Origin of the sequence: Polynucleobacter sp. AP-RePozz3-80-G7 (genome assembly GCF_018882145.1) — a bacterium.
Lineage (GTDB): Bacteria > Pseudomonadota > Gammaproteobacteria > Burkholderiales > Burkholderiaceae > Polynucleobacter.
The window spans coordinates 907,308-931,098 of sequence record NZ_JACVPC010000001.1; the positions used below are offsets into that span (position 1 = coordinate 907,308).

The 23,791-nt window shown below is 46.9% G+C and carries 20 protein-coding genes, 1 other RNA gene and 1 pseudogene; 11 read left to right on the forward strand and 11 right to left on the reverse strand.

The genetic code is table 11. From position 1 onward, the window contains the following. The first annotated feature begins 12 nt into the window (after window positions 1–12). The 3 genes from ICE90_RS04960 (at window position 13) to ICE90_RS04970 (ending at window position 2,103) form a co-directional block, all read left to right on the forward strand. Window positions 13–1,014, forward strand: coding sequence for a tripartite tricarboxylate transporter substrate binding protein (locus tag ICE90_RS04960; RefSeq protein WP_255533294.1), 1,002 nt, complete (start codon window positions 13–15; stop codon window positions 1,012–1,014). A gap of 137 nt (window positions 1,015–1,151) precedes the next feature. Continuing rightward, window positions 1,152–1,604, forward strand: coding sequence for a hypothetical protein (locus ICE90_RS04965; protein ID WP_215321811.1), 453 nt, complete (start codon window positions 1,152–1,154; stop codon window positions 1,602–1,604). A gap of 37 nt (window positions 1,605–1,641) precedes the next feature. Then, window positions 1,642–2,103: a glycine zipper family protein gene (locus ICE90_RS04970; RefSeq protein ID WP_215321812.1), complete on the forward strand. Its 462-nt coding sequence runs from the start codon at window positions 1,642–1,644 to the stop codon at window positions 2,101–2,103. A 19-nt stretch (window positions 2,104–2,122) separates the two neighbouring features. Here the strand turns inward: ICE90_RS04970 and ICE90_RS04975 are convergent, their stop codons facing one another. The 5 genes from ICE90_RS04975 to trxA all read right to left on the reverse strand — a co-directional run bounded on the left by ICE90_RS04975 (window position 2,123) and on the right by trxA (window position 7,689). Continuing rightward, on the reverse strand, window positions 2,123–3,514 hold the full coding sequence (locus tag ICE90_RS04975; protein ID WP_215321813.1) for an MATE family efflux transporter: 1,392 nt from the start codon (window positions 3,512–3,514) through the stop codon (window positions 2,123–2,125). A 3-nt stretch (window positions 3,515–3,517) separates the two neighbouring features. Further along, window positions 3,518–5,236 (reverse strand): glycosyltransferase family 39 protein, encoded by a 1,719-nt coding sequence (locus tag ICE90_RS04980; RefSeq protein WP_215321814.1) that lies wholly within the window; start codon window positions 5,234–5,236, stop codon window positions 3,518–3,520. Between the two features lie 89 nt (window positions 5,237–5,325). Further along, window positions 5,326–5,673: a type B 50S ribosomal protein L31 gene (locus tag ICE90_RS04985; RefSeq protein ID WP_215321815.1), complete on the reverse strand. Its 348-nt coding sequence runs from the start codon at window positions 5,671–5,673 to the stop codon at window positions 5,326–5,328. Between the two features lie 179 nt (window positions 5,674–5,852). Beyond that, window positions 5,853–7,115 (reverse strand): transcription termination factor Rho, encoded by a 1,263-nt coding sequence (gene rho / locus ICE90_RS04990; RefSeq protein WP_011903147.1) that lies wholly within the window; start codon window positions 7,113–7,115, stop codon window positions 5,853–5,855. 247 nt (window positions 7,116–7,362) lie between these two features. Further along, window positions 7,363–7,689 carry a thioredoxin TrxA gene (gene trxA, locus ICE90_RS04995; protein WP_062309025.1) on the reverse strand — a complete coding sequence of 109 codons (327 nt, stop codon included), beginning with the start codon at window positions 7,687–7,689 and terminating at the stop codon, window positions 7,363–7,365. Window positions 7,690–7,799: 110 nt separating this feature from the next. Between trxA and ICE90_RS05000 the strand changes: the two genes are divergently transcribed. Next, a complete protein-coding gene (locus ICE90_RS05000; protein WP_216191221.1) occupies window positions 7,800–10,766 on the forward strand; it encodes a PD-(D/E)XK nuclease family protein in 2,967 nt (988 codons plus the stop codon). Continuing rightward, entirely contained in the window at window positions 10,763–14,296 is a 3,534-nt protein-coding gene (locus tag ICE90_RS05005; protein WP_370624641.1) for a UvrD-helicase domain-containing protein, read from the forward strand. The genes ICE90_RS05000 and ICE90_RS05005 overlap by 4 nt, the downstream gene beginning before the upstream one ends. Before the next feature lie 4 nt (window positions 14,297–14,300). Here ICE90_RS05005 and ICE90_RS05010 read toward each other — a convergent pair whose 3' ends face one another. Together ICE90_RS05010 and ICE90_RS10885 are read right to left on the reverse strand one after the other, a co-directional pair. Further along, the gene (locus ICE90_RS05010) at window positions 14,301–14,648 is read right to left on the reverse strand and encodes a BrnA antitoxin family protein (protein WP_215321817.1); all 348 of its coding nucleotides are present in this window, start codon (window positions 14,646–14,648) and stop codon (window positions 14,301–14,303) included. Continuing rightward, window positions 14,629–14,853: pseudogene (locus ICE90_RS10885) on the reverse strand (BrnT family toxin); the annotation flags it as partial. The gene ICE90_RS05010 and the pseudogene ICE90_RS10885, both read right to left, overlap by 20 nt. A 266-nt stretch (window positions 14,854–15,119) precedes the next feature. Between ICE90_RS10885 and ICE90_RS05020 the strand changes: the two are divergent. Beyond that, complete coding sequence (locus ICE90_RS05020; protein WP_216191223.1) at window positions 15,120–15,938, forward strand: tol-pal system YbgF family protein; 819 nt, start codon at window positions 15,120–15,122, stop codon at window positions 15,936–15,938. Window positions 15,939–15,966: 28 nt separating this feature from the next. Then, entirely contained in the window at window positions 15,967–16,470 is a 504-nt protein-coding gene (locus tag ICE90_RS05025) for a DUF1993 family protein (protein ID WP_215321818.1), read from the forward strand. A gap of 207 nt (window positions 16,471–16,677) precedes the next feature. Here ICE90_RS05025 and ICE90_RS05030 read toward each other — a convergent pair whose 3' ends face one another. Next, the gene (locus ICE90_RS05030) at window positions 16,678–17,640 is read right to left on the reverse strand and encodes a tripartite tricarboxylate transporter substrate binding protein (RefSeq protein ID WP_215321819.1); all 963 of its coding nucleotides are present in this window, start codon (window positions 17,638–17,640) and stop codon (window positions 16,678–16,680) included. Continuing rightward, window positions 17,637–18,704, reverse strand: a complete 1,068-nt coding sequence (locus tag ICE90_RS05035) for a tartrate dehydrogenase (RefSeq protein WP_216191225.1) — start codon at window positions 18,702–18,704, stop codon at window positions 17,637–17,639. The genes ICE90_RS05030 and ICE90_RS05035 overlap by 4 nt, the downstream gene beginning before the upstream one ends. A gap of 228 nt (window positions 18,705–18,932) precedes the next feature. Here ICE90_RS05035 and ICE90_RS05040 point away from each other — a divergent pair, with 228 nt between their 5' ends. From ICE90_RS05040 to ICE90_RS10815, 3 genes are all read left to right on the forward strand, one after another. Continuing rightward, a complete protein-coding gene (locus tag ICE90_RS05040) occupies window positions 18,933–19,433 on the forward strand; it encodes a LexA family transcriptional regulator (protein ID WP_215321821.1) in 501 nt (166 codons plus the stop codon). 1 nt (window position 19,434) lies between these two features. Further along, a complete protein-coding gene (locus tag ICE90_RS05045; RefSeq protein WP_216191227.1) occupies window positions 19,435–20,745 on the forward strand; it encodes a Y-family DNA polymerase in 1,311 nt (436 codons plus the stop codon). Between the two features lie 63 nt (window positions 20,746–20,808). Next, entirely contained in the window at window positions 20,809–20,940 is a 132-nt protein-coding gene (locus tag ICE90_RS10815; RefSeq protein ID WP_255533296.1) for a hypothetical protein, read from the forward strand. A gap of 67 nt (window positions 20,941–21,007) precedes the next feature. On the opposite strand, the gene ICE90_RS05050 is transcribed toward ICE90_RS10815, so the two are convergent. Together ICE90_RS05050 and ffs are read right to left on the reverse strand one after the other, a co-directional pair. Next, the gene (locus tag ICE90_RS05050; protein WP_216191229.1) at window positions 21,008–21,667 is read right to left on the reverse strand and encodes a putative quorum-sensing-regulated virulence factor; all 660 of its coding nucleotides are present in this window, start codon (window positions 21,665–21,667) and stop codon (window positions 21,008–21,010) included. A gap of 282 nt (window positions 21,668–21,949) precedes the next feature. After that, window positions 21,950–22,048, reverse strand: an RNA gene (gene ffs / locus ICE90_RS05055) — signal recognition particle sRNA small type. A 32-nt stretch (window positions 22,049–22,080) separates the two neighbouring features. Here ffs and dnaX point away from each other — a divergent pair. Continuing rightward, window positions 22,081–23,748 carry a DNA polymerase III subunit gamma/tau gene (gene dnaX, locus ICE90_RS05060; RefSeq protein WP_216191230.1) on the forward strand — a complete coding sequence of 556 codons (1,668 nt, stop codon included), beginning with the start codon at window positions 22,081–22,083 and terminating at the stop codon, window positions 23,746–23,748. The last annotated feature ends 43 nt before the right edge of the window (window positions 23,749–23,791 follow it).

Sequence of the window (23,791 nt, forward strand, 5' to 3'; positions counted from 1 at the left end):
GCATTTTTGAGCATGCAATTTTCTAAAGTTCTGAAGAACTTTCTCCTTGCTTCTGTGTTGTTGACCATGGGCTTTACTGTTCTTGCGCAAAGTACTTCCCAGAAAAATGCTACCTGGCCAAAACAACCCATTCGCATCATCGTAACCTTTACGCCAGGCGGTGCTCCAGATATATTAGCGCGCGTTTTAGCAGAAAGTTGGCAGCAAACTTTAGGCGTACCAGTGCTAGTTGAGAATCGCCCAGGCTATGGCGGCAATATTGGCGCTGATCTCGTTGCTAAGAGTGATCCAGATGGCTATACCTTATTAATTGGTACGGTGGGTATTCATGCGATTAATGGCGCACTGTATGAAAAGATCTCATTTGATCCTGTGAAAGATTTCACACCTATTAGTTTTTTAGCAAGCACACCAAATGTATTGATAGTAAATAAGAAATTAGGCGTTAAAAATCTTCATGAGTTAATTGAATTAGCTAAAGCAAAACCAGATCAACTTACTTTTGGTTCATCAGGTGTTGGCACTTCTTTGCACATGTCAGGTGAATTATTTAAACAAATGGCCGGTGTTCAAATCCGTCATATTCCTTATAAGGGGCGGGCACAATCTTTGCCTGACTTACTCAGTGGTCGCATTTCTATGCTCTTTGATAATCTTTCTTCCTCCTTGGCTTTGATTAAGGCAGGGGAAGTTCAAGCCCTAGGCGTAACCACTTTAAAGCGCTCGCATGCTGCCCCTGAGATTCCGACATTTGCAGAGCAGGGGCTTCCAGGATTTGAGGCGGTTTCTTGGTTCTCTTTAATGGCACCCGCAAACTTGCCACTCCCAATTCAAAAGCGCTTAAATCAGTTGACGCACCGCACCCTAAATAGTCCTGAAGTTAAAGCTCGACTCTTGGCGGGAGGCTTAGAGCCTGCACCCGGAAGCCCCAAAGAACTCTCTAGACTGATTACGCAAGAGTCTGCAAAGTGGAGTAAGGTGGTATTGCAGTCAGGTGCAAAATTGGAGCAATAGATGGCCCTAATCGATCTGAATAAATAAGTTATTTTCTTGTCAGCCTGGCCGTATTTGAGGCGTTATTGATAGTAATACTAGAAAAAACTAAAATAGAAATAGAAAGCAGTAAAAGACCAAATATATGGGGGTCGATCATGAAACAAATCAATAAATTCAGCATCTTAGGTGTTGCCTCAGTTGTTTTAGTCACTTTATTGGCTACCACGCCAGTGATTGCTCAAGCAGGCAATGTGGGTTGGAATGTTTCTGTGGGTGGTGGCTATGGCGGTGGTTGGCGTCCAGCGGCCTACGGACCTTATGGCGGTGGCTGGGGTCCAGGATGGCGTGGTAACTGGGCATATGGCGGTGGTTATTATGGCCCCTATGCCGGGTACTATGCACCGCCGGTAGTATATGCACCTCCAGTTGTTTATATGTCTCCACCACAACCAATGGTCTTGGCGGCGCAACCTCAACCTTCAGTTTGGTATTACTGCCAAGCTAGTGGAAAGTATTATCCATACGTACAAGATTGCCCAACTGGCTGGCAAACTCAACCTGCAACTCCGCCAACGAGTAGCACTCAGCCTAGGCAGCCACAGCGCTAAATATTTTTAGAATTTCAGAATAGTTAAAGGTTTTAATATGAATAGATTTACTCGCGTTGTAGTAACAACTATATCCGTTCTTGCTTCATTAACTGCATGCGTATCCGCGCCAACTGGTCCAACCATTGCTGTAATGCCGCGTGAAGGAAAGCCTTTTGAGGTGTTTCAGCAAGAAGATCAAGTATGCCGACAATTTGCTGCAAATGCGGTTAAAGATACAAGCGATGCCGCTCTCAAGGAAGGTGTTACTAGCGCAGCTTTAGCAGCAGCTCTTGGTGCTGCTGCTGGTGCTGTCATTGGTGGGGGCAGTCATACAGGCGTTGGAACTGGTGCGGGCGTAGGGTTGTTAGGCGGGTCTGCAATTGGTGCTATGAATGCATCTGGAAAACAAAATCAAGCGCAAACTCAATACAATATTGCGTATCAACAGTGCATGTACTCCAAGGGTAATCAAGTGCCTAGTTACGCAACACCTGCTCCAGGTCCAGGCTATCGCTAAGCTCTAGAGATGCTACTTTTTAGGTCTCTACCGGCGGATGCGTCTTCTCATAGCGCTCCGCCGTTCTTCTAAATAGATAGAGTAAAAAGCACGCAGCTAAGCCTAGACTTAAGCTGTTACCAGCCCAAAAGCCATTAGCGCCTTGTAGAAATTCTGGTGTATTACCAAATACATTAAAGCCCATGAGGTAGCCACCACCAAGGCCTACGCCCCAGAGTGAGCCTGCATAAATCACCATCGGTAAAAAAGCAATGCGATAGGCCCGCAGAATAAATGCTGCGGTAACTTGAAGAGCGTCAAATACTTGATAGAAGGCTATAAATAAGAAGAGGGGAATAGAGAATACCTTCACCTCTGCCGGTGGATCGTATAAATCCAATAGCTGTATTCTGAAAATCCAAACTGCGATACCAATAGTGATGCACAGCGTGGTGGTAAAAAAGACGGATGACCAACCTATCTCTTCGGCACGCTCGGGCTTGTTGGCACCAATAGATTGTGAAACTAAGGTCATGGTCGCAATGGAGAGGGATAGTGGCACCATGTAGATGACAGTTCCCATATTGGCTACGATTTGATGGCCTGCTAATGCCGTAGTTCCAAGGCGGGCAATAAATAGCGACATAAACGTGAAAGAAGTTACTTCAATCAAGTAGCTAAAGCCAATGGGTGCGCCAAGTTTTAATAATGTCCAGATACGATGCCAATCGGGCATGCTAAAGCGAGCAAAGATCTTAAATGGTTTATAAAAGCGATCAAGTAACACAAAGCCTAGAGTCATAAGTAGCCAAGACCAGTTAATGATGACAGTAGCTACAGCGCAGCCTGGCCCACCCATGCCCTCTATGCCTAAGCCTCCATAAATAAAGAGTAGGTTTAAGGGTAGCTTGAGTCCTAAGCCAATAATTTGTACAACGGTGATGACGGTGGGGCGTGAGACTGCATTGTGGAGGGCCATCAATACGCGCATAGCCATGCTGGCTGGTAAGCCAATTGCCAGAATACTCAGATATAGCTTCGCTTTACCTTCAATAGCATCATTGACTCGGGAAATAGCTAGCAAGTGATCTGCATTGAGCAAAATGAAACAGCCCAAAATCGTGAGACCTAAAGCAAGCCAAGCTGCTTGCCGCACTTCTTCACCGATTTCTCCAAAACGTTTAGCGCCAAAGAGTTGTCCTGCAATTGGTGCTAGCGCAGAGATCACTCCGGTGAGACCTACGTAAATGCTGATAAAGATGGCTGAAGCCATTGCCAGCGCCGCTAAATCATCGGCTGAATAACGCGCCGTCATCGCAGTATCGAGTACGCCAAATGCAATCACAGCAAGCTGCCCCACTAATAGAGGTCCAGCTAGTTTTAGTAAAGAGGGGATGTCCTCGCGAAGGCGCGATAGTTTAAAGTGCAGCACGAATTATTCCGGGATAACTTCGTAGAGACGTAGGCGTTCATCGCGGTCAGCAGCGCGACGATCTTCCCAGAGCAGTGTGAGCTTTTTGTTATTTAGCTCTGCATATGCCTTTGCTTCGGATTGGCTGTGGGTCAGCATCCATGGGCAATTGGGGTCATCTCGCAAATTGAGCTTGGAGAAATATTCAAAAGAGGCGAGCTGTGCAGAGCCTAAGTTACTAGTGTCAATGCAGCCGCCACCAGTGGGGATCACTTGTGCCAATCGTGCAGAAACCTGACGATAGGTTTTGGCGTAGTTAATCGTTGGCAGCCATAAAGACATCAGTAGTACCCACATCAAAGTGGTTCCCGATGCCGAGATGATGAGGCAGCGCCAAATTTCTTTCGGGGCCCGAGAAGTTCTCCAGCGAACTACTGCAAGCCATACACCCGTAGTAGTAAGAGCCACGATAAAGGCTAAGACATTAAATTGACCAGTAAATCCAGGTAGTAGGCGTGCAATATTGGCGGCCGTAGATTCTGGATAGCCAGTCACTTTTGCGAGCCAAATAATCCAAATAGCCAGAGCGATTAGCGTAAAGCTAAACATTGCAAACCAGTCAATAAAACTAATGACGCTACGCTTGAGAACGGGCAAACTAAATGCGGCAATGATGGAAAGGCTTGGAATCAAAATCATCAAGTCATGTTCATTTGCTTCTAGGCGGAACAAAACATACATGAAGCTGCCGATAAATAAACTCAAAGGAATGCAAAGATGGGGCGCACGCCATGCGCCTGATTCTTTAATACGACCCCAGTGCGCAAGGGAGACGATTGCGAGCGGCCAGACAGGCCACGCGTAAGCCCAGAAGTTCACACTCAAGAAACCAAGTGATTCAATTGATGGAGTAGCGCGCATTTCCGGTACATTGCGCCAGCCTTCTTCAGCGATGTGACGCCATTGCACTGGCAGATCAGCTAGATACCAAATCAGAGGCCAAATTGCAAAACCGATTAAACCTAAAACAGTACTAGTCAGCGTCCAACGAAAACGCAACTTTGCATTGCTAGCAATGACCGCAATGATGGTGGAGGAGACAATGATTAAGCTCAGCGTGAGATTGCTTGATAGGGCGACGATGGCAATGCCAAGACCAGTCCATAAACCACCTTGCCAAGGTTTATCTAAGCCGCGCACTGTACCGTACAGCACGATGCTGATACCCATGAGCTGCGAAATCATTGGCGTTGTTTCATGAGCGTGTTGCGCTAGACCTACGCACGCCAAGAAAATGAGCAGTGCACCATCGGCTAGGGTCATGCCGTAGCTCTTTAAATCAGGCTGACCACCAACAGCTAATGCCATCGGCTGCACTTCACGACGACGACCTAATAAATAGGTGGCATACCAAATTGCTAATGCAGCAGAGAAAAAGCAGATGGCTGCGTAAAGGCGTGCAGCATTAGCGGCGCCAATGAATGGACCGAACCACTCAATAAGTGTGGCGCCCATCCAATAAGGCAACGGCGCGCCAAGAGAAATATCGCGTCCAGCTAAGTGGGGAACCATCCAGTCTAAGGAGTTACCGCGAAAGAGTGTCCACATGCCACCAAAACCTATGGCATCTTCATTCTTCCAGGGGTCCCGAAAGAAGAGGCCAGCGAAACCATAAACTAAGGTCAGCGCAAAAATAATAATGCGCGGAATAGATTTAGTGGCGGCGGCAGTAAGTTTGACCATGTGTGAAGTTCAAAATAAAAAAGGCAGCAAACGCTGCCTTAATTATCTCGCAGAGCAGGTATTTAACATACCCCGCGAATAGAAGTGGTTTAAGCCTTCTTCTTAGATGGCTTTTCAGCAGCTTTAGCCTCTGCAGCAGCAGCTTTTTTCTCAGCTGTTTTAGCAGCGCCATCACCGGTAGCTTTAGCAACAGCTTTGGTGCCGAATTTCTGACGGAATTTCTCAACACGACCAGCGGTATCCATAATTTTCTGGGTACCAGTGTAGAAAGGGTGTGATTCAGATGAAGTCTCGATCTTGGCCAATGGATATTCATTGCCATCTTCCCACTTGATTGTCTCTCTAGTAGACATAGTGGAGCGAGTCTTGAAGCTGAAGTTATTGGAAACGTCTACAAAGACGATTTCGCGATATTCGGGGTGAATGCCAGGTTTCATGTTGAGTCCTATGAGCGGGGAGCCGTTTGAGCCAAATTGGCTGAAATACTTTCCCAGGTTTTTAAAAGCGGTAAAGGCGAAATTATGCCATGAAATCAACAACAAAGCGCTGTTTGGGTGTGCAAAAGGGGCTAAAACAGCCCCTTTTTACCTTTAAATAGCCCCTGAGGGCATCTAAGTTAGCCTCCGCGACGCATTAAGTCGAAGAATTCACCATTATTTTTGGTCGATTTGAGCTTATCTACGATGAAGTTCATCGCCTCGATATCGTCCATGTCGGCCAGCAATTTACGCAATACCCAAATCTTCTGGAGGTTCTCAGCTTTTACCAGGAGCTCCTCACGGCGGGTGCCAGACTTGTTGAGGTTAATCGATGGGTAAACACGTCTCTCAGCCAAACGACGCTCAAGGTGAACTTCCATATTGCCAGTTCCTTTGAACTCTTCGTAAATGAGGTCATCCATACGGCTGCCGGTTTCAATCAGGGCAGTTGCGATGATCGTCAATGAGCCGCCTTCTTCAATATTACGGGCGGCACCAAAGAAACGTTTTGGACGTTGCAATGCATTGGCATCCACACCACCAGAGAGTACTTTGCCTGACGAAGGAACAACAGTGTTGTATGCGCGTGCAAGACGAGTAATGGAATCTAACAAGATGATCACATCTTTGCCCATCTCAACCAAGCGCTTGGCTTTTTCAATCACCATCTCGGCAACTTGAACGTGACGCACTGCTGGCTCATCAAAGGTAGAGGCAACAACTTCACCGCGAACGGAGCGTTGCATCTCAGTTACCTCTTCAGGACGCTCGTCAACGAGTAATACGATCAAAATTGCTTCAGGATTATTGGCGGCAATCGCGTGAGCAATGTGCTGCATCATCACGGTCTTACCGGATTTTGGTGAGGCCACAATCAAGCCACGTTGGCCGTAACCAATCGGGGAGATCATATCGATGATGCGGCCAGTGAGGTTCTCTTCGGCCTTGATGTCACGCTCTAAGCTGATCACGCGATTTGGGTGCAATGGGGTTAAGTTCTCGAACATGATGCGGTTCTTGAGGGCTTCTGGAGCCAAACCATTGATCTTGTCTACTTTTACCAAAGCAAAGTAACGCTCACCATCTTTAGGTGTGCGTACTTCACCTTCAACGCTATCACCAGTGTGCAAGTTAAAACGACGAATCTGCGCAGGAGAGATATAGATATCGTCAGGAGAAGCCATATAAGAGGCTTCAGGGGAGCGCAAGAAGCCAAAGCCATCAGGCAGCACTTCCAAAGTGCCGTCACCGAAAACGGTTTCACCAGCCTTCGCACGCTTTTTTAGAATGGCAAACATTAATTCTTGTTTGCGCATGCGTTGTGTATTTTCAATCTCCAAGCTAGCTGCCATTTCAAGCAGAGCGGATACGTGGAGGACTTTGAGTTCAGTTAGTTGCATGTGGTTCTCGGGTGTTGATGAATTTGAATTTGGGAATTTTTTTGGGGTATCGCTGCGCTGATTTAGATCACGCAGATGTGGAAAAACAGAATTTTGGAATTTGCTAAAAGAAGGGGGAGGTAAATTGCTGAAAATCGGAGCACTGATAAGTGCGTTTGAGTAATACTACACCAAAAAATGGGTGTGAAAAGCGTTTAAAGCGGTAAAAGCCACAGGCTCAGCTGGTGAACCTGTGGTCTGAGACTATTTACAGATGACTATCAATAAATGCAGTCAACTGGGATTTGGCCAAAGCGCCTACTTTTTGGGCAGCCACGGTGCCATTTTTGAAGAGAATCAAAGTAGGAATGCCGCGAATATTGAACTGGGCAGGAACGCCTTGGTTCTCATCCACGTTCATTTTTGCGATCTGTATCTTGTCGCCGTACTCGCCAGCGAGCTCTTCCAGGATCGGACCAATCATTTTGCAAGGACCGCACCATTCAGCCCAGAAGTCGAGCAGGACAGGTTTATCGGACTTGAGGACGTCTTGTTCGAAAGAGGCGTCAGTTACATATTTAATGCCGGCACTCATGAAAATTCCTTATTTAGACTTATTTAGCGAGTTATTTAATTATGTCGTTACAACGCTTATATTAGCAATAAGCGGAACGTTCTGCTCAAAATAGATAAATTACTCCATTCATGTCCCAGCCTTTCCCAGTTCTTTCTGACCAAAAGCAAGTACAACGGTGGGCGATTACGCCCAATAGCCAAGCGCTTGCTCAATTGGCAAAAGGGATTTGGGATTGTGCAGTGCAAACCAATCAGCGTCCGCTAGTGGTTCTGAGTACTGCGGGACCATTAATCGGGGTTAGAGCAGCCCTTGAATTAAACCGACCTAAAGATCTTCCTAGCAACATCGCATTCTTGCCTCAAGTCATCAGCTTTACAGATTGGCTGGAAGCTGCGCCAGGGGCATGGAAATTTCCAAAGAAGCAAAGTGATTTAGAGAGGTGGTTGGGGGTCTATGCCACTTTGCGCAAACACAAAGATTTGCAGTCATGGTTTAAAGCGGAAACGGAATCTGGTGCGTGGGGTCTAGCACAAGCAATCGTTAAAGCATGTGACACCTTATCAACTGCAGTGAGTCCACAACTACAAAAACAGATTCATGAATTCATTCAAGATAATCGGAGTCTACAAAGCAATCTCGGAGAGATATATCTGAGTCAAGCACAAGGTTTGCTCGATAGTACCGTTGCTAAAGTCTATGCGGGAATGGCGCGTAAGGTGGTTGATCAAGAGACCAAGGTCTTGCTCACATTTTGGCGTTACACCGCGAGCGTGAGTGATCCAGCATTTCGTAATCAGTTTGCAATGGCGGCTTATCTTGAAGCTGCTAAGAATGCAAATCCCGCAAGACCTCTGATTTGGGTGGAGACTGCTGATCCAACCCCCATCGATCAAGATATCATCGGAACTCTGCTGGCCGAGTATGCCCAACATGCACCTGCGGTAGAGGCAAGGATGAGTTGGGGTGATGTGGGCTTATGGGCAGAGGCTATTGGTACTAGTGATGCGCAGGCAGGGGCGCTCAGAAATGTCAAACAAGCCCATAGCAGGGGTTGGCGCCTGGTTGCAGCTAAACGCTTTGAAGAGCTTGCGTGGGCTGCTGCCAAAACAATAGAGCAGCATCTGATTGATGGCAAAACTCAGTTGGCGCTTGTTGCGCAAGATCGCTTGGTGGCCAGAAGGGTGCGTGCACTGCTTTCGCGATTAGGTCCAGCACTCAACATTCGAGATGAAACTGGTTGGAAGTTATCTACAACGCGCGCCGCAGCTGCACTCAATAGTTGGCTAGAAATTATTAAGGCGCCAAAAGATGGGCCTAGCGCAAAAAACTTGCTTGAGTTTTTGCAGAATCCTTTTTTAGATCTTGGAAAGCTTTTGAATCGAGATGCAGAAGCTTGTATTGGACTGATTGCAGAGCTTGAAGACATCCTGGTTGGTAGCAGGGCAGAGTCTGGTTGGAAAACTTTTTATCTAGCCATCGAGGGTGCACAAGAAAATGCTGCAAAAACATCTAGCGCATTACCCAGTGCTGCATTATTTGAGTTATTACAGTTTGTCAGAGAGCGCCATCATGAGTGGTTAACACTCAAGGTGGATTGCAGCAAAGCGTATGCTCACCTGCAGGCGAATCTCCAGGCGACTGGCATGGTTCACAGCCTTGAGAAAGATTCAGCCGGTAAGCAATTGCTAGATGTCCTCAAGACATTTGATTTAAGTAAGACGCAGTATCAGGAGGCGCCTATTCGCCTGAGTGAATGGCTCAGTTTGCTTAAAACCGTCATTGAGGGCGCTAGTTATCAAGAGGCCGGCAAAGAGGCTAAAGCGACGCTGAGTATTTTGCCGCTGAGTTCTACGCGGATGCGTGACTTCGAGGCGGTAGTGGTAGTGGGTTGCGACGAACAACAGTTACCAGCGTATTCCGAGCCACCATTATTTTTTTCAGATGCACTAAATCAGCTATTGAAGACCTCGACGATTGCAATGCAGTTTGTACAGCAGGCTAGGGATCTCTCGCAGCTACTGGTGTCGTGCACCAATGTCGATTTACTTTGGCAAAGTAAAAGCAATAATGGGGAGCCGCTGAGACCTTCCGCTTGGATACAGCGTTTGCAAAATCAAATTGAGTGGGAGGCGAAAACAACTCAATTGAGCAGGCGCGCTTTTGAAGCTGCACCAATGAAGATGGCGGTTGCACATTTTGAAGAAGATCTACCTATGCCGCTATCGATGAGCCCCAGCGCCTATAAGGCTCTGCGGGATTGCCCATATCGCTATTACGTCCGCAGCCTGCTAGGTTTACGCAAGAATAAAGAGTTTGATGAGGGCTTTGACGCTTCGTTAGCAGGACAGACATTGCATAAACTGCTCAAGCGTTTCTACCAAGCACTCAAAACCCAAGAACATACTAATTCTGCGCTGAAAACCAATTCAGATCAAAGACGTGCTTGGATGGAACAAGTCTTAAGCGTGTATTCGGAGCAAGAGTTTGCCTCTTTGATTGAGGGTGACGCAAGAGTGATGGGCGCGTTGAGGGATTGGCAAAAACAAATCCCTAGTTTTGTAGATTGGCAGTTGCAACGTGAGTTAGCGGGTTGGCAATATTTCGATGGCGAAGTCAAAGTTGGCTTTGATTTGCCATTTAAGGATGTAGATGGCAATCCCAAGATCATTCGTATTGAGGGTTATGCCGATCGTTATGACGTCAATATAGATAACAACAAGCTTGCCTCAGTGATTGACTACAAAAATCAACGTTTTGAGAGAGTTAAAGTAAGGGCTGAGCATATTCTGGATGACCCACAGCTATTGATCTATGCACGGGCCGCCAATGAGGGGCAAGAGAGCCATAAGCTAACTGGACATCGGGTGCAGCAAGCGGAGTGGGTAGCCTTGAAGGCGGATATCTCTAAGGGCGAGCAAAAAGCACTGCGTAGCCAAGAGGTAGTTGATATGCCAGAAATGATGCAACAGTTTTCTGAGCAAATTACAGAAGATATAGAGCAGCTTTGGGCTAAAAAGCCCATGCAAGCATTTGCTCCAGAGGGAGTTTGCCAATACTGCGAAGCAAGAGGCATTTGCAGGAAGGGGATTTGGTGAGTGATCAGATGAATGTGTTGCCAAAGAAGCAGCCCTATTCAGAGAGGCTTGCTTGTGATCCACAGCGCTCGGTCATTGTGTCGGCTTGCGCAGGAAGCGGCAAGACCTGGTTATTGGTGGCGCGGATGGTGCGACTATTGCTTGATGATGTGAAGCCACAAGAGATCCTCGCATTAACGTTTACACGCAAAGCAGCGCAAGAAATGCGTGACCGGCTATATGGATTGCTTGAACAATTTTCCAAAAGTGATGACGTCTCTTTGATGAAAGAGCTAACCGCTCGGGGCATGGAAAAAGAGCGGGCTGAAAAATACCTGCCCAAGGCTAAAGCACTTTATGAGCAGGTACTGGCAAACCCACAACCGATTGTGATTGATACCTTTCATGGTTGGTTTGGCAGGCTGCTGGGCGCGGCTCCAGTATCTATGGGCATTCAGCCTGGGTTTAAGCTGCGTGAAGATGCTAAGCGGTTGCAAGAGGAGTGTCTTGATGATTGGTGGGGTGATCTCACTCCAGAATGGAAAGCGCATTACGATGTTTTACTGAAGTATTTGGGCTCACATGAGGCCCAAAAACTCTTAATGGGTAAAAGTAGTCTCTTTAAACAAAGAGGTGCATGGACTTTTTTTGCAAAGCAATGCATTCAAACGGACATCACTCCAATAGATCGCCTAAAGCAATCCCTAAATAAACTGAATCTACCCAATCCCCTACTAGCTCAGTGGAATGCACCTAATGCGCTAGCAGACTTACAGTTTTTAGCGCGCTGTTTTGAAAATAGCAGCGTAAAAGATGGTGATCTTCTGAAATACTTGCTTCCTGCAATCGCCTGCAAAGAGAATGCTGGCGATGTAATGGAGGTTGCGGTTAATTTTCAAACCACCTTCTTAACCAAAGAACCAAAATATCGTAGCAATAACGACAAGGCTTTAGGTGAGGCGAAAAAATATCTTGAGAGGATAGGTGAGGCTCATCGTATTGATGAGCACATTGCCATTAAGCAGAATTGGGGTCATGCTTTTGAGGAATATCTGCTATGGCAAGCAGAGCAGGATATCTTTGTAATCAATGAAGCCTGGTTTGCTCTCAATCAATCCATGATGGCGCATGCCAGCGCTCAAAAAGAAAATATGCGTGTGCGTGATTTCGATGACCTAGAGCTTGGCGTCAGTTTGCTCATGGGCGATGCCGCTAATGCCGCCTACCTCCAGTCACGCTTAGATGCTAGATACAAGCAAATCTTGGTTGATGAGTTCCAAGATACTAATCCGTTGCAATGGCAAATTCTGCGAGCCTGGTTAGCGGGCTATAGCGAGGGTGATGAGAGGCCAAAAGTCTTTATTGTGGGGGATCCCAAACAGTCGATTTATCGCTTCCGTCGCGCTGATCCAAGATTATTTGTAAGTGCAGCCCAGTTTTTGCATCAATACCATGCTGCCGCTTATATTGAGCAGGACAAAACGCGCCGTAATGCAGGTGAAATCAATAAAGCGGTAAATGCAATCTTTCGGGGTGAGCAAGTTCCCCCTGATTACCCATACTCAGAACAGCAAACGCTTTGGGCTGCTCCTGATGAGGGCAAACCCACCGACGTTTATGCCCAACAAGGCGAGATTTATTTACTACCGCTGATTCCTTATGTGGAGCAGACTCAAGAGTTACGAGAAGGTAGCGCTTTTGATCGTGCCATTGCGGATTCAAGTGAAACTATTGGAGTGATTCAGCGCCAGCATGAGGGTGAGTTAGCGGCGCGCCTCATTCAAGAAGTAGTTGCAACCCGAAAAGTTGCTGACAAAGAGGGCGGCAAGGAAATTTGGCGAGACGCCAGAGCAAGCGATTTTTTGTTACTCGTCAAGCGGCGTAAATACCTGCCTCAATACGAAAGGGCTTTGCGTGATTTGAAGCTTGCTTATGAGAGTCCTCGTCTAGGTGGCTTGCTCAATACTCTTGAGGTAGATGACCTGATTGCCTTGCTTACTGTACTGGTGACTCCTCATCACGACCTACCATTGGCGCAGGTTCTCAGAACCCCAATTTTTGGTTTTACAGAAAAACAAATGCAGCAATTGGCGGTGGCGATGACGTCTGGCCATTACCGCTCCTGGTGGGATGCATTACAAGACAGTAGGGATGCCAAGCTACAAGTAGCTGCGCGTTATTTAAAGCATTGGCATCTTTTAGGTGAGCGCTTGCCGGTTCATGACCTGCTTGATCGTATTTACCAAGAGGGTGATGTGCGCCTGAAATACGCTGCAGTATGTCAGGACCTGGATCGACCCCAGGTCTTGGCAAATTTAGATGCATTCTTAGAGGTGGCGCTCAATCAAGACGGAGGTCAGTATCCAAGCTTGAGTCGCTTTATTCAGGAAATTAACATTAAGCGCCGCGGGGATGACGATGAAACTCCCGATGAAGGTGATGTAGATGCGGCAAGTGATGAGAACTTGGCTGATGTAGATGAAGAGAGTGAGATGTCGGAAGAGGATCGCCATAAGCGTGTGCGCTTGATGACTATTCATGGTGCCAAGGGCTTGGAATCACCCTTTGTCATTATTCTCGATGCAAATAATACCGATACCAATGTGGATTACAGTGGAGTATTGATAGACTGGTCTCCGCAAGAAGAGGGGCCATCGCATCTATCGCTGTTTACATCCAAAACATTGACAAGCCCACGTAGCGAAATCAATGAAGCAGAGAAGCAAATTGGTGAAAAAGAAAACTGGAACTTGCTCTATGTTGCAATGACCCGTGCGCGACAAGGTTTATGGATTAGTGGTGATGCTCAAAAACCAACTGCCAACAATCCTAGTGGCTTAGATAAAGCCTCTTGGTATGGGAAGGCGAGCAATGCAGGGTTGACTGTATATCAGGTCAATCATCAGGCTGCAGTCACAGAAGAGACTGAGGCTATAAAATCTAGTAAAGAAAACGCGGTCGAGGATTTTGTCTTGGACTGGAATCCCGCGCAAGAAAGTCATATACAAATGCTGTCTGATATTGAAAGCGGCGTCACAGTTGAAGTATTTGCAGGCGAGGGCGAACGGGTAGAAGATCCCGACCCAGAAATTTTGGAAGAAGGTACGAACTTCCATAAATTGCTCGAGTTCCTCACCCCAGATTCCAGCAATGAAACAAGGCCACCCATGCCAAGCGAGCAAGAGCTGATGAATTGGCTGGGGGTAGATGAGGAGCATGCAAAAACGCTGATCGCTCGGACAAAAACAGTACTAGAGGCTCCCGAACTTAAGCGCTATCTTGCCTCAGGCGAATGGCTGCAAGCTTGGAATGAGCTCGATATCGCTAGTGAGGAGGGTAAGAGCTATCGCATGGATCGTTTGGTAGAGCTTGATGATCATTTGGCCATCATCGATTACAAACTCACTATCCCAGAGGTGGGTAGCGAGAAATATGAAAAGTACCGCAAGCAATTGCAGGGCTACCAAGCTGAACTCGCACGCATCAGAAAAGATAAGCCAAACAAGGCTTATTTGATTTCATCAAAAGGTGAGATGGTAGAAGTGAAGTAGGGTGTTAAGCAGCTACCTTGAATTTATTGGCGATCAAGGTTCCCTTGTTTAACTTCTTTTCAACCATCAAAATGGATTTAGATTCTCTTTTTACTTCGCCAAGCACTTGGTTGATAAATGTTTGCCAACCTTCACCTTTAGATTTATAAAAATCTAAAACATCCTTATCAATCCTTAGAGTAACTTGTTCTTTAATTCCGCTACCCACAGGTCTTCCCCTGCCGCGAACGACTCTGTGTTTAATCGCATTCCACTCTTCTTCCGTGATAGGCGGGTTATCGGGGTCAGATAAGGCGGCCTTAGTAATTGCGGCATCCTCTTCGGCACTCAGTCTAATTAGCTTCTTCTTCATAGATTTTCATCTCACGGTTATTTGCTTTTCTTAAACTAATAATTCTCATCGCTATTTTTGACTCTACATAAATCACGCAATACAGGCGTTCATTCATTAACACCAAAGCAATCCGTCTTTCTTCACCGTAATTCTTTCTTTCATCGATCCAGCTAAAGGCTGTATCCCAATCAAGTATCTTTGCATTTGAGAGCGGAAGGCCATGTTTTGCGAGGTTGAATCATTTTTTGCCGAATCATAAGTGAATTTCATCGGAAATATTGTAGTTACGTTAAATCATAACATCAATGAATTAATATAACTACAAAAATTATGGGAATTTCAATCTAAAGAAGAGGGTAGCAAGGAGTGTGAAGGGGGTGCTCATGCCCTTGAATTTCCCGTAAAAGCCCTCATATGGATGATGAATAGCAGAAATGCCTAAACTGGCGATAATAAAATTCGCAGCAAAACATTTCACGAGGAGTCATGATGAAAATGGGTAATTTACTCAAGTTGTTTGTTGGTGTATTCGCAAGCGCGCTATTACTAACGAGTCATCTTGCTTTTGCAGAAGCTACTTTGCCCGAGGTCTATCAAGCAATTGAATCTGGGCAATTGGCAAAAGCGGATGCCATGATGCAAGAGGTCTTGAAAAATCATCCTAATAGCGGCAAGGCACATTACATGGCTTCTGAGCTTTACCTCAAAGAAGGTAAGTTAGATGCTGCAAGAAGCGCTTTTGTACAAGCAGAAAATCTGGCGCCAGGTTTACCATTTGCTCAACCTGATTCTGTACAAAGGCTCCAAGCGCAATTACGTGCAGGTACAGCACCAGGCAACGTTAATACTAATGCGGGTGCAAATTCCATCTTTACTAGCCCAGTTTTTTGGATCTTGATTGCTATCTTGGTTGCGGGCGTAATCTTCTTTATGAGGAAGCGCCAGCAGCCAGTGGAGGTTTATAACGCGCCGACTGCAAATGGACCATATCCAGGGGCACCAGGAGCGCCTGGCACCTATCCGCCTGGTTACCCAGGCGCACCAGCATCTGGCATGGGCGGTGGTTTAATGGGCAGCTTAGCGACTGGTGCAGCACTCGGTGCTGGTATGGTTGCTGGTGAAGCTTTGGCAAGTCATTTAATGGGCGGTAATCAACGCCCAAATCCAAACCTCAATAACGACTTTAACCAAGTAGGCGGTCAAGCACCAGATGCTGCCAACTTTGGCGTCAATGATGCAAGCTCTTGGGATGATGGTGGTTCGAGCTCTTGGGATGATGGCGGTGGTGATTTTATGAGCGACGTGTAAGAATAACTAAGAGGGTGGAGAGAGCACTATGGCAATTTCAATGTACCAAGCGTCAATACCGCAATTGACAAAGATGCTCACCAATCTTTCCAATATCCTCAAAAAGGGTGAGGAGTTTGCAAGTGCCAAGAGTCTTGATAGCAAAGCATTGGTGGAGGGTCGTCTTGCCCCAGATATGTTTCCGCTATCCAAGCAAGTTCAAATTGCTTGTGATCAAGTGAAAAATGGCATGGCGCGCCTAGCCGGTGTTGAGCCACTCAAATTTGAAGATAACGAAACTACTTTTACCCAGCTACAAGACCGTATTGCTAAAACTATTGCTTTTGCCAATAGCCTCAAGCCAGAGCAAATTAATGGCACTGAAGCAAAAGAAATTAAGTTCTCTATTAAAGAATGGAGCTTTGAGTTTGTCGGCGAGCAATATCTGCTGACCTGGATCATCCCAAACTTTTATTTCCATGTAACCACGGCTTATGACATTTTGCGTCATAACGGGGTGGAGATCGGGAAGACCGATTACTTGGGCGGCTAAGTAGCCCTTACAATATAGTCATGGAATATTTTTCACAAATCGTTGAGACTGTAAACCCTTGGCTCTTCCGAGCCAGTGTTTACTTATCCAACGCTTTTCTGGATGATCCGGCAATTCTCGCTTTTGCTTTTTGCTAGAGCGGAAAGCAAGCATCCAATAAAAAACCACCGAACATGCGGTGGTTTTTTATTTAAGGAAGTTAAAGCCTTACTTAATCATCCCTGCATTCTTGGCATCATCCATGGCTTGAGCTGTTTTCTCTTTCATAAATGCCGGCATCTTTGCCAGAGGAACATCCACAATCACAAAGCCAGCATCTTCCAATTTCTTTTTAGTCTCGGGATCGGCATTGAGCTGTGCGAAGTAGTCAGACATCTTTTGTTGCAATATCAGCGGGGTTGCTTTGGGCACGGCAACGCCACGATACGCACCATCCACCCAGTTCAATCCCAGCTCTTTAAAGGTTGGTACGTCCGGTAGAGCGGGATTACGTTTCTCAGTAGCAATTGCTAGCGTACGCACTTTCCCTTTTTGCTGAATAGCCAAAGGCAAATAACCCATAGCACCATCAACGTGCATTCCAATCAGGGCGGTAATTAAATCACCCGTGCCTTTAAAGGGAACGTAAGTAATTTTGACGCCAGCCAGTTTATTGAGGCGCTCGACTGCCATGTGGTTAGCTGAGAACTGCGCGGATCCAGCAAGCGTCATCTTGCCGGGATCTTTTTTGGCAGCCGTAATAAATTCTTGATAGGTCTTGTAAGGACTATCTGCAGACACCATCAAAGCATCTGGTGTGAAGTGATAGTAGTAGATCGCATTAATGTCTTCAGTCTTGTACTGAATGCCTTCTTGTAGCGGCTGCAAGATGGTGTGGGGAATATTGACGCCCACTACTGTTGCGCCATCGGCTGGATAGGTATTAAGGCTACTCCAAGCCAATGCGCCGCCTGCGCCAGCACGGTTCATCACTACCATCGGCTGCTTGAATTTCTTAGCGGAGATGTCGGCTTGGTAGCGCGCCACCAGGTCAGACTCGCCAGCAGGTGGGAAGGGAATGATGTACTGAATAGTCCTATCGGGGAAGGGTTGAGCATGCGCGCCGGACAACAAGCCAAGTAAAACCAAGCCAATACTCAGCAATCTACTTAGAAATTGAAATAGCTTCATTTGGAGATCTCCTCAATGACTGCATTAGTAACGTCACTCATCATGGCTGTGCCGCCTAAATCACGAGTGTGCAACTTAGGATTGGCTGTCACTTTTTCAATGGCTGCCATTAACTTTGCGCCGAGCGCTTTTTCACCCAGGAAGTCGAGCATCATTACTGCTGACCAGAAGGTGCCAATTGGATTGGCAAGACCTTTGCCCATAATGTCAAAAGCAGAACCATGAATCGGTTCAAACATGGATGGGTAACGACGTTCTGGATCCAAGTTGGCAGTTGGTGCGATACCCAAGCTGCCGGCTAGGGCAGCCGCTAAATCACTGAGGACATCGGCATGTAAGTTGGTTGCAACAATGGTGTCTAAAGATTCTGGGCGATTGACCATGCGCGCAGTAGCGGCATCAACCAATTCTTTATCCCAGGTGACACCCGGAAAATCTTTGGCAACGATATTGGCGATCTCGTCCCACATCACCATGCCATGGCGCTGAGCATTAGATTTAGTGATGACTGTGAGATGCTTGCGAGGGCGTGACTGCGCGAGCTTAAAGGCGAAGCGCTGTACGCGCTCAACGCCAACGCGAGTCATGATGCTCATATCAGAGGCAACCTCAATGGGATGGCCTTGATGGGCTCTACCGCCTACACCAGAGTATTCGCCTTCAGAGTTCTCGCGCACGATGACCCAGTCGAGTTGACCTGGTTTGCAATTACGTAGTGGTGTTTCGATGCCAGGAAGAATGCGCGTAGGACGCACGTTTGCGTATTGATCAAAGCCTTGGCAGATTTTGAGACGCAAGCCCCATAAAGTAATGTGATCCGGAATCTTGGGGTCGCCAGCAGAGCCGAACAAGATGGCGTCTTTAGAACGCAAGGGCTCAAGACCATCCTCGGGCATCATGATGCCGTGCTTACGGTAATAATCACCACCCCAATCAAATTGCTCGAATGCAAAAGCGACTTCAGGATGTTTTTTGCTTAAGGCATTTAATACCTTCTCGCACTCCGGGATTACTTCTTTGCCAATGCCGTCGCCTGGGACGGACGCAATCTGATACGTCTTCATATGTCTCCTACTGTTCTTTTTATATGAGCCACTGGATTACTTCCGCAGTAACTTCTGGAATCATTATGCAATTCCTTAGGGGGCAATATGAGTAGGGTCAACTCGGGGTTTATGACTAGTGAGGCCGAGAAAAAAGAGGGGGTGGGAGTGAGTCTATAGCCCCAAAACAACAAAAATAAGGCCATTTTTGCGGTTTTTACATATACTGTATAAACATACAGTATATTAATGACTATGACGCAAGTAATAAACCCCGCAAAAGTAACCCTGAGCCAGGCACCACAAGCCTTGACAGGCCATTTTGCCGCCTATGAGCTCAAGCTCCTAAGCCACCGGATGTCAGCTGGATTCCCTAGTCCAGCGGCAGATTACGCTGAAGACGGCCTCGATCTGAACCATTACCTCGTCCAAAACAAGCCAGCCACCTTCATGTTCACTGTGAAGGGGGACTCCATGCTGGGTGCGGGGATTTGTGATGGCGACAAGGTCGTCGTTGATAAGGCTCTTAAGCCAAAACATAAAGATATCGTAGTCGCGGTGGTTGATAGCGAGTACACCATCAAGCGCCTTTATCAGTTACGCGGCCGTATTGAGCTCCAACCAGAAAACCCAAACTATCAAGCCATCACCTTTAATGAAGGCAGTGAGCTACAAATCTGGGGTGTAGTGGTTGGGGTAGTACGAAAGTACAGCAATGCCAGCACCAGATACAACAAAGAGGGCAAGTGAGATGAATGCACAAAACATTTCAAATCCACTCTTCGCACTCGTAGATGTAAATAATTTCTATGTTTCTTGTGAGCGCGTATTCCAGCCTAAGTTAGAAGAGGTGCCGATGGTGGTGCTATCCAATAACGATGGCTGCGCCGTAGCGCGCAGTGCTGAAGTCAAAGCGCTTGGCGTCAAGATGGGAACACCCTGGTTTCAAATGAAGGACTTAGCCAAGCAGCATGGCATTCAGGCTTACTCGTCTAATTACACCTTGTATGGTGACATGAGTAGTCGCGTAGTTCAGGTGCTGAGAGCATTCACGCCCAACCTAGAGGTTTACAGCATCGACGAGAGCTTCTTGCAAATCGAGACCGTCTTAAAGCAGTATCAAGACACGATTGAATTAGGTCAAAAAATCAAGCGGGAAGTGAAAGACACTACTGGCTTGCCAGTCTGTGTGGGCATTGGTGCTAGCAAGACCTTAGCTAAGTTAGCCAATCACTTGGCTAAGAAACACAAGCAGTTCGTTGGGGTATGTGATGTCAATGCCATGGCCAAAGAAGAGCTCTATCAGTGGATGAGCGAGACTGGGGTGGGCGAGGTCTGGGGTGTAGGTAAACAAATCGCCAAGAAACTCAAGACCCAAAACATTCAGAGCGTATTTGATCTTTTGCAAGTCTCACCACAAGCTATGCGTCAACAGTTTGGCGTAGTGATGGAGCGTCTCTGTTATGAACTCCGTGGCACATCTTGCTTGCAACTAGAAGAAGTAGCGCCAGCCAAACAACAAATTATTGCCTCACGCAGTTTTGGTAAGTTAGTGACTAGCCAGGTAGAACTTGCAGAATCAGTTGCTACCCATGTAGCGCGCGCCGCTGAAAAGCTCAGAACGCAAAATAGCACTACGGGCGCGCTCACCGTATTTATTCAAACCAATCCGTTTAAGCAAAACGAGCCACAGCATCACCAAAGCGTCACGATTCCATTAGCGAATCCAACGGATAACACGTTGACCTTAACCAATGCAGCGCTGGCTGGCCTCAAGAAAATCTACCAAACGAACTTCCGCTACAAGAAGGCGGGCGTCATTCTGAATCTCATTAGCGATAAGTCAACCGCTCAGCAATCCCTGTTTGAGGATATCGAGACTAAAGGTAAGTCTGCTCACTTGATGAAAGCGGTGGATGAGATCAACACGCGCTTTGGCAATGCATTCATCAGATCTGCAGCCGCAGGAACCAACGGCACTAAAGAAGAGTGGCAGATGAGATCAAACAATCGGTCGCCGAACTATACGACTAAGTGGGATGAGTTACCGGTAGTTAGATAAAGAATTCAGCAACAAAAAACAATTAATCAATAACACGTAACAACGCATAAAGAGGAGAAGCAAATGGACTTATTAAACAACTTCAACGGAATTTCTCTCGTAGCCATCATGGTTTTGTCTTACTGCGCAGTATTGAAAAATACTAAGCGCCATGAAGGCGCAACAAAACAAGTCTTTAATCGTAAATATCAGTAAAGAACAAGCAGTAGGCCTGGAAGGGGAATAAGGAAATCACGGATTCCTTATTCCCTAGTAAAGGCTGTTACTTGGCTTCTAAAGCTTTGCGCAAATAAGTAGAGACATTGTCTTGGCGTAGTAGCCATTGCTTGTAATCACTGGGTACTTGACTAATGAGCTCACCCTTATGTTTGCCATAAGGCATGGTCTTTGGAATTCTGGCTTTCTCGGACATCTCCCATAAAGCATCCAAAGAAACGGGGTGTAACTTATCGATAATCTGAGCAACAATTTTTGAGCAGATCCATACATCGGCTAAGGCGCTATGCGCATTGCGTAATTGCTCTCGTGCCGTCTCGCGCTCAAAGTAATAGAGTAGTGCGCTTTGCGTGTGACTATCTAAATCAGGCCATAGACTACGCGCAAGTGCCAAAGTGCAAATGCGCTTGACCTCAGGGCTGCCAATCGCAACCCAATCAAAATCAATATTGTGGCCAATAAGATATTTAGTTCCAGCCGGCAATCTAAAAGAGCTGCTTGCGGGACAGTTGATCAATTCCTCATCCATGATGTGATGAGTGGCAAGTGCACCTAAGCTAATGGGTTTTCCCGGGTTGTAACGTTGCACCCAAGGATTGCCTACTTCGAATGGATTAAGTGAGGTGACATCGAGTGAGGCAGCTTCAATAATGACGGCATCATTTTTATCGGTCGCTTCTACATCAAAAATAATGGCTTGGGGCATAAGTGCTTTTTATTGGGTTTGTACAGATCTATTGTGCCTTGTGTATCAATTCGTTTACACCTAAATCATCCGCACGCCCTATTCGGCGAGATCGCATAGTTCTACGCTCAAATATTCCACATTGAGGAGGGCATACTTTGCGCGTGTCTATTGAGTGTTCCCATAAACAATTGCAGTTATTTAGGATCTCGTTAGACGCACTAACAGTCCTGGTTTTGCTCATTATTTGGATGATTTGGGGAATTTTCAGGGTTCTGAAGATCTTCTGAATTCCTGGGGGGGGTGGATGAGCCAAACCCCCGGCACTGGCAGAAATTGGGTTTGGCTGCTTCGTTCCCGACCTGACCAGGTTATCCAACCCACCATGCGGGGAGGCCCATCCAATTCCATTTTAGCTTGTTAGAATGTAAGACATGACAGCATTGGCATTAGCCCGTTCGTGGCGCCCCAAAACCTTCTCTGAATTAGTTGGCCAAGACCACGTGGTTAAGGCCTTAACCCATGCTTTGGATCAGGGTCGCCTGCACCACGCATGGCTCTTCACGGGTACCCGTGGAGTAGGTAAGACCACAATTGCCCGGATTATGGCCAAAGCCCTCAACTGCACTGGATCCGATGGTTCAGGCAAGATGACTTCAGAGCCTTGCGGTAAATGCCCGGCCTGTATGGAAATTGATGCAGGTCGCTTTGTTGACTATATTGAGATGGATGCGGCAAGTAATCGTGGTGTTGACGATATTGCCGCTCTCCTAGAGAAGGCAGCTTACGCACCCAGCAATGCGCGTTATAAGGTCTACATGATTGACGAGGTGCACATGCTCACCAATCATGCCTTCAATGCCATGCTTAAAACTTTGGAAGAACCTCCAGAGCACGTTAAATTTATTCTGGCGACAACTGATCCACAAAAGATTCCTGTAACTATCTTGTCTCGTTGCTTACAGTTCAACCTCAAGCAAATGCCAGTACCGCTCATCGTTGAGCATTTAGAAAAAGTGCTTGCTGCAGAAAAAGTAGAATGTGAAGTCAATGCCTTACGTGTTCTCGCCAAGGCAGCTCAAGGTTCAATGCGTGATGCCTTATCGTTAACTGATCAGGCTATTGCCTATGCGGCTGGCAAGGTTAGCGAAGAATCCGTACGTGGCATGCTCGGCACCTTAGATGACGCTTACCTCATCCGTATTTTGGATTGCTTGATTGCTAAAGATGGTGCAAGCCTGCTCGCAGTCGCAAATGAAATGGGTGAGCGCAGTATGTCTTTCTCATTGGCGTTGCAAGATCTTTCAAGTCTGTTGCAAAAAATTGCAGCAGCGCAAGTTGTTCCAGAGTCCGTTTTAGAAGATTGGCCAGAAGCAGGCGAGATTCGTCGCTTGGCAGGCCTGCTCACAAAAGAAGAAGCGCAGCTCTTCTATCAAATTACGATTACTAGCCGCCCAGATTTATCGCTGGCACCGGATGAGCAAACGGGCTTTGCCATGACGCTATTGCGTATGTTGGCGTTTCGTCCCGGAAGCAATGGCGGTGGAGGAAGCAATTCTTCTTCAGCGCCATCATCACCCTCGGCTCCACCAGTAAATACTGCCCGGCCAGCAGCGCCCGCTCCTAAGGCGTCTGCACCAGCACCTGCTGCTAGAGTGGCCGCGCCTGCCGCTCCGATGTCGACACCGTCAGCACCACCTGCCGCAGCTAGTTCTACCGAGCGTCCTGATTGGCATGCCTTAATGCGTCAGTTACCCGTTAAAGGGATGGTGCAGCAGTTAGCATTCCAGACAGAGTTGCAAGATTGGAGCGATTCACCTGCTGGAGTACGTGCAACCATCGTTACGCCAATGCCGCAGTTAGCTTCTGACGCTTCTGTTGGCCGTTTGGCTGATGCGCTCACCGCTCACTTTGGCAAGCCCGTCAAGATCGTGATTGAGAAGGGCGAAGTAGAAGGCAAGACTGTTGCTAAAGTTGATGCCCAGATTCATCAAGAGAAGAGAGTGAATGCGGAGCAAATGATTGCGGCCGATCCATTTATTCAACAATTAGAAAAAGAGTTTGGTGCCAAGGTAGTTGGCGGTTCTGTGAAACCTCTTTAATTCAATATCAATTTTCATAAATCATAAGTAATACCACTAAGGA